Origin of the sequence: Paenibacillus sp. FSL R7-0340 (assembly GCF_038002205.1) — a bacterium.
Classification (GTDB): domain Bacteria; phylum Bacillota; class Bacilli; order Paenibacillales; family Paenibacillaceae; genus Paenibacillus; species Paenibacillus polymyxa_B.
Genome location: NZ_JBBOBY010000001.1, coordinates 2,568,820 through 2,582,414 on the forward strand (window position 1 = coordinate 2,568,820; position 13,595 = coordinate 2,582,414).

At 43.8% G+C, this 13,595-nt stretch carries 12 protein-coding genes; 10 read left to right on the plus strand and 2 right to left on the minus strand.

Translation table 11 applies throughout. The features are described 5' to 3' along the window. The first annotated feature begins 45 nt into the window (after window positions 1–45). From recN to MKX59_RS11330, 7 genes are all read left to right on the plus strand, one after another. Entirely contained in the window at window positions 46–1,764 is a 1,719-nt protein-coding gene (gene recN, locus MKX59_RS11300; RefSeq protein ID WP_071558536.1) for a DNA repair protein RecN, read from the plus strand. A 123-nt stretch (window positions 1,765–1,887) separates the two neighbouring features. Next, the gene (gene spoIVB / locus MKX59_RS11305) at window positions 1,888–3,048 is read left to right on the plus strand and encodes a SpoIVB peptidase (protein WP_023989240.1); all 1,161 of its coding nucleotides are present in this window, start codon (window positions 1,888–1,890) and stop codon (window positions 3,046–3,048) included. 216 nt (window positions 3,049–3,264) lie between these two features. Continuing rightward, entirely contained in the window at window positions 3,265–4,068 is an 804-nt protein-coding gene (gene spo0A / locus MKX59_RS11310) for a sporulation transcription factor Spo0A (protein WP_023989239.1), read from the plus strand. 526 nt (window positions 4,069–4,594) lie between these two features. Then, the gene (locus tag MKX59_RS11315) at window positions 4,595–5,344 is read left to right on the plus strand and encodes a class I SAM-dependent methyltransferase (RefSeq protein ID WP_028540600.1); all 750 of its coding nucleotides are present in this window, start codon (window positions 4,595–4,597) and stop codon (window positions 5,342–5,344) included. Between the two features lie 299 nt (window positions 5,345–5,643). Then, window positions 5,644–7,344, plus strand: a complete 1,701-nt coding sequence (locus MKX59_RS11320; protein ID WP_023989236.1) for a methyl-accepting chemotaxis protein — start codon at window positions 5,644–5,646, stop codon at window positions 7,342–7,344. A 113-nt stretch (window positions 7,345–7,457) separates the two neighbouring features. After that, window positions 7,458–8,012, plus strand: coding sequence for a hypothetical protein (locus tag MKX59_RS11325; RefSeq protein WP_235322285.1), 555 nt, complete (start codon window positions 7,458–7,460; stop codon window positions 8,010–8,012). Window positions 8,013–8,376: 364 nt separating this feature from the next. Beyond that, window positions 8,377–8,781, plus strand: coding sequence for a hypothetical protein (locus tag MKX59_RS11330; RefSeq protein WP_028540603.1), 405 nt, complete (start codon window positions 8,377–8,379; stop codon window positions 8,779–8,781). 108 nt (window positions 8,782–8,889) lie between these two features. Here MKX59_RS11330 and MKX59_RS11335 read toward each other — a convergent pair whose 3' ends face one another. Both MKX59_RS11335 and MKX59_RS11340 read right to left on the minus strand, forming a co-directional pair. Further along, entirely contained in the window at window positions 8,890–9,666 is a 777-nt protein-coding gene (locus MKX59_RS11335; RefSeq protein ID WP_340858426.1) for a sporulation protein, read from the minus strand. A gap of 171 nt (window positions 9,667–9,837) precedes the next feature. Further along, window positions 9,838–10,434, minus strand: coding sequence for a thymidine kinase (locus MKX59_RS11340; RefSeq protein WP_023989232.1), 597 nt, complete (start codon window positions 10,432–10,434; stop codon window positions 9,838–9,840). Between the two features lie 208 nt (window positions 10,435–10,642). Between MKX59_RS11340 and MKX59_RS11345 the strand changes: the two genes are divergently transcribed. The 3 genes from MKX59_RS11345 (at window position 10,643) to MKX59_RS11355 (ending at window position 13,593) form a co-directional block, all read left to right on the plus strand. Then, a complete protein-coding gene (locus MKX59_RS11345; protein WP_336297594.1) occupies window positions 10,643–10,876 on the plus strand; it encodes a hypothetical protein in 234 nt (77 codons plus the stop codon). A 126-nt stretch (window positions 10,877–11,002) separates the two neighbouring features. After that, window positions 11,003–12,424 carry a dihydrolipoyl dehydrogenase gene (lpdA, locus tag MKX59_RS11350; RefSeq protein ID WP_209942725.1) on the plus strand — a complete coding sequence of 474 codons (1,422 nt, stop codon included), beginning with the start codon at window positions 11,003–11,005 and terminating at the stop codon, window positions 12,422–12,424. Window positions 12,425–12,564: 140 nt separating this feature from the next. After that, the gene (locus tag MKX59_RS11355) at window positions 12,565–13,593 is read left to right on the plus strand and encodes a thiamine pyrophosphate-dependent dehydrogenase E1 component subunit alpha (protein WP_340858427.1); all 1,029 of its coding nucleotides are present in this window, start codon (window positions 12,565–12,567) and stop codon (window positions 13,591–13,593) included. Window positions 13,594–13,595: the final 2 nt, after the last annotated feature.

Below are 13,595 nucleotides of genomic sequence, written 5' to 3' on the forward strand. Positions count from 1 at the left end.
GCATATTAGGCGTTTTAATTTGTACATCATAGAGGTGAAAGAACGATGCTGGTCACTTTGTCTATACGGAATTTGGCGGTCGTAGAGGCCGTCGATGTTCATTTTTATAAAGGGTTTCATGTCTTGAGCGGGGAAACAGGTGCTGGTAAATCCATTATTATCGATGCGCTTGGGCTGATTGCAGGCGGTAGGGGCTCTGCTGATCTAGTACGTTACGGTTGTGATAAAGCAGAGATGGAAGCCTTGTTTGAGCTGCCGGTAAAACATCCAGTTTGGAATACACTTGAGGAACAAGGGATTAAGGCTAATGCGGAGGAGCATTTGCTGATTCGTCGCGAACTTACGGTTCAGGGGAAAAGCTCTTCTCGAATTAACGGTCAGATGGTTAATTTAACGATGCTGCGTGAGGTAGGTGAGCAACTCGTCAATATCCACGGGCAACATGAGCATCAAAGCCTGCTACGTGCAGATCGCCATCTGGCACTGCTGGATACGTTCGGTGATTCGGTGATCGGTCCAGTCAAAACGCTTTACCGTGAGCGTTACAATGCTTTTGTCAAAGCGGAAAAAGAAGTAAGAGAACTGCAAAGCTCCAGTCAAAAGGCTTATCAGCTTTTGGATATGTACCGATTTCAATTAGAAGAGATCGCTGCGGCGGAGTTGAAATTGGGAGAAGATGAATTATTGGCAGAGGAACGGGTCAAGCTATCCCATAGTGAGAAAATGATGGATGGGATATCAGGAGCATACGAACTACTAAGCGGCAGAGGTGGGCTGGATACGATCAATAACGTAATGTCTAGATTGAACGATGTTCAAAGCTATGACAGCAAAAGCCTTCAGCCCATTGCGGAGCAGATTCAGTCTGCTTTTTACCAGTTAGAGGACGCAGCATTCCAATTACGTTCTTATCGTGAGGATATTGAATTTAATCCAGGCAAGCTGCATGAAGTGGAGCAACGTTTGAATCAAATTACCGGATTACAGCGAAAATATGGTGATAGTATAGAGCAGATTTTGGAATACTATAGCCGTATTGAGCAGGAAACCGATCTGCTGGAAAATAAAGATGAGCGGCTGGAGCAGCTCATTGCAAAACGGGATGAGTTGCTTTCCGATTTGCTGGAGATTTCGGAAGAGCTTACAGAAGCACGTGAAATTTGTGCTGAAGAGCTTGCAGAGCAAGTGGAGCAGGAGTTAAAAGACCTGCAGATGGAAAGAACCTCACTCAAGGTGCGCATTGATCCAATTGAAGATCCACGCGGATATGAGTATAAAGGTCTGAAGGTAAGACCTACCAAGCAAGGCATAGATAATGCGGAATTTCTTATTTCCCCCAATCCAGGTGAGCCACTACGTCCACTTGGTAAGATCGCTTCAGGCGGTGAGCTATCACGTATCATGTTGGCGATGAAAAGTATTTTTGCGCGTCATGATCAAATTCCAGTACTCATTTTTGACGAGGTGGATACCGGGGTGAGTGGTCGTGCAGCTCAATCCATTGCCGAGAAGCTATATCGTTTATCTTCCGTTTGTCAGGTGTTTTCCATTACTCATTTGCCACAGGTGGCATGTATGGCAGATCATCAGTACCTTATTGAGAAAAATGTTCATGATGGACGGACCATGACTCAAATTGAGGGACTTACGGAGGACGGGCGTGTCAAGGAATTGGCACGGATGCTGGGCGGCGTGGAAATTACCGAAAAAACATTGCATCACGCACAGGAAATGCTGAATTTGGCGGAAGGAAAGAAAGCCTGAAAAGAGCGGCTGGCGTAATGTTTAACAGTTATAAAAGCCTGGGGGCAAGGTTACCTTATAGGTACGCAATTGGCGACCACCTTTACTCGTCAAGCGAAAGAAGCAAAGGGAGCGTGACAGCCATTGAATTTTTACTCCAGGATCAAATTGCTCGGTCTTTTGCTTGTTTTTCTTATGTGTTCTATCGGTAACGCTCAGTATGTGCAAGCAGCGCTGCCTCCACAAGCTTCTTTGGATTTGTTCGGCTCTAAAAGCATGAGGACAACCCAAGAAAGTGTAGTCCCCGATTTAAAAGTATACCCGGGGGGGCAGACGATTGGGGTCAAAGTAAAATCTTCAGGAGTGCTTGTCGTCGGTCACCATATCATTCAGGAAAGTAATGATCGTAAGGTGTCACCTGGTGAAACAGCAGGGATTCGCCTAGGGGATCGAATTACACACATGAACGGCAAGCCACTCAATAGCCTGGCAAGGGTTGCTGAGGCAGTAGACGAAGCAGGTAAGAACAAAAAACCGCTCGACATCACGCTTTGTCGAGGGGAGCAGACCATTTCCACCAAGTTAACACCAGCATATGATCAAGATGATAAAGCGTGGCGGCTTGGGTTGTATATTAGGGACTCGGCTGCAGGTGTAGGTACATTAACGTTTTACGCACCGGACCAGGGTGTATACGGGGCCTTGGGTCACGTAATTACCGATATGAATACCCAAACCCCTATTGTCGTGGGGAGCGGAGAGATTGTGCAATCCAATGTGACGTCAATTGCGAAAAGCCAAAGTGGGGAACCAGGAGAAAAACGCGCTCATTTTCTCAAAGATCATCGGGTATTAGGAAATATTGAACGAAATACGAATTTCGGAATTTTTGGGAAAATGTCAGATGAGCCGCAATATGGATTGTATTCGACTCCTATTCCGGTGGCCCTTGCGAATGAAGTAAAAGAAGGACCTGCAGAAATTTTGACTGTACTGGAAGGTCAACAAATTCAGCGGTTTCAGGCGGAAATTGTACACATTTCTCAGCAGGACAAACCGGCAACCAAAGGACTTGTGATTCGCATTGTAGATCCAAAGCTGCTGGATAAGACCGGGGGAATCGTGCAAGGAATGAGCGGTAGTCCGATTATCCAAAATGGTAAGCTTATCGGGGCTGTGACACATGTATTTGTGAATGATCCTAAATCAGGTTACGGTTGTTTTATCGAATGGATGCTGCGCGATGCAGGAATCATGCAGAATAACGTAAGCTTGAAATCATCTTCTAATCTTAAGGCGAGCTAGTGGCCTTAAGATTTTTTTGTCGAAAAGCAGGGGAATAACTCATAATTGCAAGATAAAGAATCAATTATAATAGAAACTCTAAAAAAAATAAATAAAAATAATTTTCGACAGAAGGAATTCATAATTCGATGTCGAAATCATATACTCCGACAAGAAATATTTATATACTGTAAATAGATATCACAATGGAATATCACTCAATGAGGAGGAAGTACATTGCAAAAAATTGAGGTATTGTTGGCTGATGACAACCGGGAATTTACGAATTTGCTTGCTGAATATATTTCCGATCAGGAGGATATGGAAGTTACAGGAATCGCCTATAACGGCGAAGAAGTGCTCCAACGCATCGCAGAATCCCGCAACATACCTGATGTACTTATTTTAGATATTATTATGCCTCACCTGGATGGTCTCGGTGTGTTGGAGCGTTTGAGAGAAATGAACCTGACTCCACAGCCGAAAATCATTATGCTGACTGCATTCGGTCAAGAAAATATTACACAGAGGGCCGTACAGCTCGGGGCATCTTATTATATTTTGAAGCCGTTTGACATGGAAGTGCTGGCTAACCGTGTTCGCCAATTGGTGGGACCGCAGTTAGTTAGCAGCAGTCCGGTAACCATTTCATCCATGCGGTCCAACGTAGTACCTATGGGTAAGACGAAAAACCTGGATGCCAGTATCACGGCCATCATACATGAAATTGGTGTACCAGCTCACATCAAGGGCTATCAATATTTACGCGAAGCCATTACGATGGTGTACAATAATATCGAAATCTTGGGAGCCATCACCAAAACATTATATCCGGCAATCGCCGAAAAGTTCAAAACGACGGCATCTCGCGTAGAACGCGCCATTCGTCATGCTATCGAGGTAGCATGGACCCGAGGAAATATCGACAGCATTTCACATCTGTTTGGTTACACCATTAATATCAGTAAGTCCAAACCAACCAATAGTGAATTCATAGCGATGGTGGCAGATAAGCTGCGGATTGAGAATAAGGTGTCCTGAAAGAGTCAGAATGATTGATGAAGCAAGGGATTTTTGGGGTTTGACGTTTATCAATGATAATTGCAGGGATGGCTTCTAATCTCCAAAACAGCCGCCCAGATTACCGATAAACTTCTGAATAGTAGAAAACTAATACCGCCTTTTTATTGGTTCTTCCAAGAACCAGTAAAGGAGCGGTATTTTTTATGAACGATTTTCAATTTCAACTGGACAATTTAAAGTTTTCTTCAATTATCGTCATTTCATTGCTATCAGTCGTCGTTCTACCAAGGGAGAGAGTTGGAATTGTTATTGAACTATTGCTTGATCGACAAGCTCTATAAGAAATATAATTAAAACAATCTTTCAAATGAGGTGAATCGGATGTCATTCCGTATTGTTCGAGGTATTTAGTTTCCGGGCTGGAAAAAACGCGTACCAGCCGTCAAGGGAGAAGTCTATCCTTTTGGCTACAAAAACTAAAATTCTGAATGATATCGGTCTGCTAACTCGTAGTTTTTATCCTTAATTGGAAGGTGGAAGAAAAATGAATTCAATAGAATATAAAGAGTTTTATGATAAGGTTGGAAAAATCAACGGATGGGATTTCAGCAATGTGAAATGTATCTCCAAAGGAGTAAAATGGGACTTCTACAATGAAGTGGCGAAGACATGCAAGAAGTCGGATATATTGCTTGATATCGGTACTGGCGGCGGGGAAGCAATTTTATCAATAGCAGATTCTGCATTACTTCTAGTTGGGATTGACCATTCCACCGGAATGATTGAAACAGCAACCAAGAATTCTGCTGAATCAGACATAGCAAATGTTCGTTTTCTCCAGATGGATGCTGAAAATCTAAATTTTCCTGAGAACTTCTTTAATGTAATCTCTTCTCGACATTCATGTTTTTATGCAAAAGAGATAGCAAAGGTGTTAGTAAAGGGTGGTATGTTCCTGACACAGCAAGTAAGCGAAAACGACAAATTAAATATTAAAGAAGCGTTTGGAAGAGGACAGGCTTGGGGTGCTAAGAAAGACTCGTTAAAAGCTAAATATATTACCGAATTAAGTGATGCGGGCTTTAACGATATACAGTCATTTGAATTCAATGCAAACGAATATTATCAGACTCCTGCAGACTTAATATTCCTCTTGAAACACACTCCGACTATTTCTAACTTCGGAGAAAAAGAAATTGATTTTCAAATACTCCAACAATTTATTATAGACAATCAAACCGAAATAGGAATAAGGACAAATTCAGAACGATTTATGGTGATTGCTAGGAAGTAAAACATAAAGGGATACCCGTTTCTGGGTATCCTTTTTTTAAAACTTATAAGTTTGATGGAATAAGTGAATAAAGATTTTCAGCATCTCCCTCCCTATATGGCGGTACAATTGTTGGGGATTATAAAACATAATGCTCTCCACGAGGTTATAAAATAAACCTGAATCAGTTGCACCAACCATCACGAAGGGAAATTTTCCTTTTGTAAACAGTTCTGAAATTCTCTTTAATTTTGATATAAACAAAGTGTCGTTTCTTGTCGATATAGTATCTAATATAAAGAGAACTGAGGAGCGTATATATGAAATTTAACATTCGAACAAAATTGATATTGGGTTTTTTAGCGGTAATAATCCTTTTGATCGTGATTAGTACAGTATCTATCTCAAAAATGAAAAACCTAGGTGACACTTCGATGGCAATTGATAGCCATTGGATGCCAAGTGTGACCATACTGGGAACACTAAATGGTGATGTATCTGATGTAGAGCGGATTTCATTAAACATTATTGTAGAACGTGACCCAGAGGAAATGGAGAAGGTTCAGGCCGAATATGATAAGGTTTTAAAAAAGGTTGAGGACGGCCGCAAAACATACGAAAAATTAATTGCTACCCCTAAAGAACGCGAAATGTACGAAGAATTCTCTAAAAATTATACGGAGTATTTGGCTAAGTTGCCTGAAGTGATCGAAGCAGGTAAAGCCAATGATTATGCTCAATCAAGCATCCTTCATCAAGAGACCTATAAGTTGTGGTATAGTTCAAACGATATGATCAGTCAGCTCATTAAATTGAATGCAGATGGATCTAAACAGACTACGAAAGAAGCAGTTGACAATTTTATTTCAGGGAGACAATTGGTCATCGTTTTGAGTATAGTAGCCGTTATATTAGCATTGATCATGGCAATCATCATAGCCCAAATTATTTCTAAACCTATCTTGCGGATCAGTCGTGCTGCTGAAAGTATTGCATCGGGTGATCTTACAAGTGAAGCTATCATTGTGAAGGGCAAGGACGAGATCAGTACGTTGGCACATTCCTTCAATGTCATGGTTGAGAACCTTCGTCAACTGATTCAATCTGTGAGTAAGACGACTGAGTTGGTAACCACTTCCTCAGAAGAATTGACGGCCAGCGCAGAGCAAAATAGCCAAGCTTCTGCACAAATAACCGAAACGGTGCAAGAAGTAGCTACTGGAACAGGAGACCAGGTAGATATGGTGACGAAATCGTCCCAAGCTATTGAGGAAATGTCTATCGGTGTTGAGCAAATCGCCATCCGCGCGCAAAATGTATTCGCATCTGCGCAAGATGCGGCCCATAAATCGGCTGAAGGTAACCAGATGATTCAACAGGCAGTTACGCAGATGAATGCCGTGAATGATTCGATGAATGGATTGGCAGATCTCATGGCTGGATTGGGAGAGCGCTCAGACGAAATTGGCAAGATCATTGATGTTATCACCAATATTTCTAGTCAGACCAACCTTCTTGCCTTGAACGCTGCGATTGAAGCGGCCCGTGCAGGAGAACATGGTCGCGGATTTGCTGTAGTTGCAGGCGAAGTTCGCAAGTTGGCTGAACAATCGGCTCATTCAGCTCAACAAATTACGGAGCTAGTGGGATTGATTCAAAAGGATACTACCCATGCTATTGAGGCGGTAGCGTCTAACGGGAAGGATGTCATGACAGGTCGTGAAGTTGTACAAAATGCAGGCGCATCCTTTGAACTAATTCAGGAAACCGTAAATAAAGTGGCCAGTGAAATTGAAGAGGTTTCTGCCGGATCAGAACAAATGTCTGCAAGTACAGATGAGATTGTTGGTTTTGTCAGACAAATTTCAGCGATTGCTGAGGAAGCCGCAGCAGGGACACAACACGTATCTGCCGCAACTCAGGAACAGCTGGCGTCCATGGAGGAAATTGCTTCATCTGCAAGAAACCTGTCTACGATGGCAGAGGATCTGCAAGGGCAAATTGGTAAATTCAAAGTATAATTCGTATACTGCTTTTTATGTTTCAGAGGAACTAGCTGCTCTATTGTGAGCGGCTTTTTTCTTTTTTTATTAATATATTGTGATTAAAGGGTGGAGATATGAGGAATCTGTAATTGGAAAGATATGATATAATGGTGGGAAATTCTTTGGGTTGGAGTGACATCATGGACTATAAGACTGAACTTAAAGCAAGTGACCTACGTCAGTTAGCGATAGAAAAAATCATAGCTACACCATTTTTGAATGATTTTAAATATCTGAAAAGCAGAAAAGTTTTGAAAAAAGAAACCAAGGAATTTATATTTGGAATTTGTTTTGGTGCGACGAAATATGGTGCATTAAAAGTTTATATTATCGTGGAATCCAAAAGAATAAAAAAGAAGTATAGTACTGGGGCTTGTTTTCACAGTGAGCTGATTGCTCTCACCAAGAAATATACGGGAAACAGGGATTACCTTGTGTCCACAGAAGCAGAAAGAGAACGGGTGATCCAAGAGATTATTGAAGATATCTACACTTTCGCGTTGCCCTTTTTCAAGCGATTTGAACATGTAGAAACACTAGCAGAACAAGTACATAAGTCAGGCTTTTTACCGCATCGCAAACGCTTTGATAAGTTTAATCCTTTGACGAAAAGATTCATTGATTTTTATTATCAAGGGGAGTAATGTAGCCATCTGGGACATTTTTGTTCTCACCATTGGGCAGTAGGTAAGCATTTTGATAAGGAGAACGAATTCCATGGGGGGGATATTATCGTTTTTCAAAAGGATGATGTACAATTTGTAAAACGGGTCAATGTACTCCTTAGGAAAAGATGATTTACCTAACATGCTCAATTTCTTGCTAAGAGGCGAGTCGGATGTTGCACTGAAGGGTACGTTTTTTATATGGGTAGACAATCGGATGAACAGCACAGAGGCTGTATAACGGGTATAATTTCAATGAATAAAGCTATAGGCTAAGTCATCGCATTGAACGGGCTAGTGGTATTAACCCAATTGATTCTAAAGCAAAGGCGGGGATGAGAGCATGTGGAATAGTCTGACTTGGGTGTTCTTCGGCGTGTTGTTGGTGGCGTTGGGTTGGATTGTTAAAGCAAGGCGTAGTCGCAGCAGCAATAAACAAGTGCATGAACAGCGGGGCAGTAATGTCGTTGAATTTCGTCCTCGTAAGTCCGCTCGACAATCCCGCACCGGAAATGAATCTAAGTCTAAAGTGTCTTCCGGTTCACGCCCAAATGAAAAAGCAGCAGGTATTCAGGCCCAAACTGGATTTGGACTGTCTGACTCTATCCAGGGCACAGGCAAGCAAAAATGCTCCTTTTGTAAAAAAGAAGACAAATTAACCTTCTATGCGGATGACAATGGATCGCTGTATGGGGTATGCAAAGAGTGTAAGCATAAGGCGGAAAGACAGGATATGTTGCCACTTTAGTCTATACAGACGATTGAGGACCATCATTAAAAAATTCTTATAATTAATAAAAACTCCCAACCGATGCAGTAAATTGGTTAGGAGTTTTTTTGTTTGTGCTTTACATTGTTATCTAATTTGCCTGTCAATCAATTCCTCAAGCGCATCTGCTATGTGATCTGGTCCATAGGATAGCTCTTCCCAGCTTAAGCTCAACCAGGCATGACGCTCATCCATATCAAAGGCAGTCTCCAGCCAACCAGATAACCCTTTGCCCCTGCGGTCTACTTCTACAAGCACATGCACACCCTTGGGTTCCAACTGCATAATCAGCTCCAGCTCCTCGATATCACGTGCATACTCTGATCCGGGCGTAAATTCAAATTCCTGTACATACGGAACACCGCGTCCCAGCTTAGGGTGACGTTCGCAGGTGGAGGAGCGGAATCGGAAGCCCAACAGGTGAACCGCCTCAAACACTGTATTCATATAGGGATGTGGCTCGATTTTTAGTGAATCACGATCGGTCGGGTCCAAAGCCATGCCAATATCTAATGCTGTTTCCAGCCAGACGGGCTGTTTGACGTTAGTAACAGGAGTTTCCAACGGCAATCTGAAGGAAAAAGGAATTTCAAGCTCCTGTCCTTGCTGTAGATGAAAGCCATCAGATACCTTGATCCGTGCAATGCAGCAGGTGGTGGTAGTTTTTTTATCATCGTGCTCTACGATATATTCAGTCTTGAGCTCAATGTCAATTTTGCCGATTTCCTGATCAATCTTGCCGCCTTTGATGCGCATGATACCACTAAGTTCTTCCCCAGGCACATATACGGCTTGATCTACCAGTGTATCGACTTTAGCTGAACCGATTCCTGCGCTTGCTAAGATTTTGTTGAAAAAACTCATTATTCCGTCCCCCCAGATAACCTCATGGTCATGATATACAAACGAAAACTAAAAACTTGTACAGCTTAACCGGATATACGGGGCAATGGTTCGAATCGTTCCAAAAAAATGCAAGAAAAAAGTAACTGGTACTCACGTAGGCATATTGCAGCTTGTCGATCTATCTGTCTACTAATCGCAGTTCACTTTATGAGGAGGTATAAAGCAATTTCGACAGCGAGGCTCATAAGCCTCAGAGTCACCGATCATCACAATAGGTCCTACAGTGGAAGGTTTACCATTTACCATACGTTGCGTAAATACTGCTTCCGAGCTACCGCATACAGCGCAAAAGGAAGTCAGCTTCTCGATATCATCCGCCATGGCGAGTAGACCACCGACATAGCCGAACTCCTTGCCCCGATAATCCAGATTCAGCCCATCGGCAATTACATGCTTGCCGCAATAAGCTAACTCTTGTACGAGCGACATAATATGACGACTGAAAAACTGGACTTCGTCAAAGGCAACCACGTCGGCATCTTTTGTTTCTTGCAAAATACGCTGAACGAGCTCATCTGTGAGTTTTCTGGGGATAGAGATAGCGGGCAGCCGATATCCGATCCGGCTTACTATTTCGTCCTCGGCATAGCGGTTATCTTCAGCGGGTTTGTAAGCGACCACTTTACGATGCCCGTATTGGATTAGTTTTTGACAGCGGCGAATCAATTCGCCAGATTTTTCACTGAACATGGGGCCTGTAATAATCGTAATTCGTCCTGTAGGCAAAGCGAATTCCCCTCTCTGTAACATGTACATAACACTGTAAATCTTCTTCTCCGAAAGAAAACGCCATTATAGATTACCATAACCAGCCGCATACAGACTAGAGAAAATATATTGTTTTTCGACATGTTGTTGTATGTCTATTCCTAAAACGTAAATGTGGTCGTCATTGCTCTGCCGCCTCTGGCATGATATGGTGAAGCGTAGTGGAATGAAGGGAAGAGTGAAAGGCATGGACGAAAAAAATACGGATTATAGTGCCAAAAAAGGAGCATTACTGGAGCAAGGGCTGATCAGCCCGCAAGCTCTAGAACTCATCACTGAGCTGGAGACAGAGCTGAACTTTCTGTGCAAGCAAAATGAATCATTTCGCAAGGCGCTGCGAGCCAAATCAGCACAAAGTCCAAGGATGTCTACTAAATTACGAGATGCGCTGTATGAATGATATGGAAAGATATCTGGATTAAAGGGTTATCTTTTTTGTAGCCTATGCCTAAATGCTATATTTTGTACAGTGAAATAAAGAGAGTACAATAAGCTATATATAATCAATTGTTAATGGAGGAGAAACATGACTATACATTGTGATGTCGCTATTTTGGGTGGAGGAACCGGGGGATATGTAGCAGCCATTCGTGCCGCCCAGCTAGGCAAGGAAGTGGTTATCATCGAAAAGGACAAGCTTGGCGGAACCTGTCTGCACCGTGGTTGCATTCCGAGTAAAGCCTTGCTGCGCAGTGCGGAAGTATATGCGACGATTAAGGAAAGTGCACAATACGGTATTGAGACATCGGGAGCACAGCTTGTATTTCCTAAGGTTCAGGAGCGTAAGGAAGCCGTTGTGGAGCAACTGCATCAAGGCGTTCAATTTTTGATGCGTAAAAATAAAATTACGGTGCTGAGTGGTAAGGGACGTGTGATTGGTCCGTCTATATTTTCTCCAAAAAGCGGGGCAGTTGCTGTGGAACTAGAAGATGGTGAGATGGAAACGATTGTTCCTACACATCTCATTATCGCAACGGGATCACGCCCGCGTGTGCTGTCCGGACTGGAGCCAGATGGCGAATTTATCCTGAGCAGTGACGAAGCGTTAACTATGGAGGAGCTACCAGCATCCCTGATTATCGTGGGCGGTGGTGTTATTGGCGTAGAGTGGGCTTCCATGCTAAATGATTTTGGCGTGGAGGTTACGATGGTTGAAGCCGCGAATCGACTTATTCCCACGGAAGACGAAGACGTTTCGCGTGAAATGCAGCGCTTGTTAACCAAACGTGGTGTCAAGGTGCTGACGGGTTCACAAGTGCTGGCTAAAACATACGGCAAAGATGAGAAAGGCGTACAGATTGACGTGCAAAAAGGGGAAGAAACCGAAACCCTCAGCGCTTCCAAACTGCTCATTTCTGTAGGGCGTCAGGCAAATGTGGAAAATATCGGGCTGGAAAATACGGATATCCGCGTAGAGGGTGGCTTTATCTCGGTTAATGAGCATTTGCAGACGAATGAACCACATATTTACGCCATTGGAGATTGCATCGGCGGCTTACAACTGGCGCATGCGGCGAGCCATGAAGGTTTGCAGGCGGTTCATCATATGGCGGGCGAAGAGTTTCACAGTGTACCTAACCATCTGATTCCGCGGTGTATTTATACACGTCCTGAAGCCGCGAGCGTCGGCTTAACGGAGCAAGAAGCCCGTGAGCGTGGACATCAGGTGAAGACAGGGAAGTTCCCTTTTCAAGCTATCGGAAAATCGCTAGTATACGGCAGTCGGGACGGCTTCGTCAAAGTAGTGGCCGACGAGAAGACCAATGATATTCTCGGTGTACATATGATCGGTACGCATGTGACGGATCTGATCAGCGAGGCCGCTCTTGCGCAACTACTGGATGCTACGCCGTGGGAAGTCGGACAACTTATTCATCCGCATCCGACGTTGTCGGAGATTTTGGGAGAAGCGATGTTGGCCGTTGATGGACAGGCGATTGGCATATAAACGTTTCAAATAAATCGGTGCTTTTCTTTTTGGGGAGAAAAGGATTATAATGGGGTTAGCTAGAGTTTAGTACCAGGTTTTAAGACAAGATGGTACTAGGTACTGGAAGTAGGATGTTTGACACTTAAGGAGGTGCCTCAATGAGTTCTAAAGGCGCTGTAGACGCTGGCTTCAGACATGAACAGCTGGGACTTACTCACGGACAAGCTATTGATATGTACAGATATATGTTGCTCGCAAGAAGATTTGACGAGCGCAACATGCTCCTGCAACGGGCAGGGAAAATTAATTTCCACGTTTCTGGCATTGGACAGGAGGCGGCACAAGTAGGTGCAGCTTTCGGCCTTGACCGGGAAAAGGACTATTTTCTTCCCTATTATCGGGATTATGGATTCGTGCTTGCGGTAGGAATGACGCCGCGCGAACTAATGCTGTCGGCATTTGCCAAGGCAGATGATCCCAATAGCGGCGGTCGCCAGATGCCAGGACATTTTGGTAGTAAACGGCTGCGTATTGTGACAGGCTCCAGCCCAGTAACGACACAGGTTCCGCATGCAGTAGGTGTAGCTTTGGCTGCCAAAATGCAGAAAAAGGATTTTGTTTCGTTTGTTACGTTTGGGGAAGGCTCCAGCAATCAGGGAGATTTTCACGAAGGCTGTAACTTTGCTGGTGTACAGAAGCTGCCAGTCATCATTATGTGCGAGAACAATCAATATGCGATATCGGTTCCGATTCATAAACAGTTGGCAGGCAAGGTAAGCGACCGTGCTTTGGGATATGGTTTTCCAGGGATTCGAGTCGATGGTAATGATGCGTTGGCGGTATATGCGGCGGTGAAGGAAGCACGGGAACGTGCTGTCCGCGGTGAAGGTCCTACGCTGATCGAAGCCATGATGTACCGTCTGTCTCCTCACTCCACCTCGGATAATGATCTGGCTTACCGGACCAAGGAGGAAGTGGATGAGAACTGGGCCAAGGATGGCGTAGCCCGTATGAAAAACTACTTGATTGAATGCGGCATTTGGGATGAGGCCAAGGATGCGGATCTGTCGGCTGAGCTGCTGCTCGAAGTCAAGGAAGCGATTGAATATGCAGATAAAGCGCCTTTTCCAAAGCCCGAAGATACGCTGCTGCATGTGTATGCAGATAGCGATGGGGAGGGCCGGTAACA

Excerpts from the sequence above, each read along its gene's own strand:
- MKX59_RS11315 (WP_028540600.1), top strand. The coding sequence starts at position 4,595 with ATGAATTCAATAGAATATAAAGAGTTTTATGATAAGGTTGGAAAAATC.
- MKX59_RS11330 (WP_028540603.1), top strand. The coding sequence starts at position 8,377 with ATGTGGAATAGTCTGACTTGGGTGTTCTTCGGCGTGTTGTTGGTGGCG.
- MKX59_RS11320 (WP_023989236.1), top strand. The coding sequence starts at position 5,644 with ATGAAATTTAACATTCGAACAAAATTGATATTGGGTTTTTTAGCGGTA.
- recN (WP_071558536.1), top strand. The coding sequence starts at position 46 with ATGCTGGTCACTTTGTCTATACGGAATTTGGCGGTCGTAGAGGCCGTC.
- MKX59_RS11345 (WP_336297594.1), top strand. The coding sequence starts at position 10,643 with ATGAAGGGAAGAGTGAAAGGCATGGACGAAAAAAATACGGATTATAGT.
- MKX59_RS11355 (WP_340858427.1), top strand. The coding sequence starts at position 12,565 with ATGAGTTCTAAAGGCGCTGTAGACGCTGGCTTCAGACATGAACAGCTG.
- lpdA (WP_209942725.1), top strand. The coding sequence starts at position 11,003 with ATGACTATACATTGTGATGTCGCTATTTTGGGTGGAGGAACCGGGGGA.
- MKX59_RS11335 (WP_340858426.1), bottom strand. The coding sequence starts at position 9,666 with ATGAGTTTTTTCAACAAAATCTTAGCAAGCGCAGGAATCGGTTCAGCT.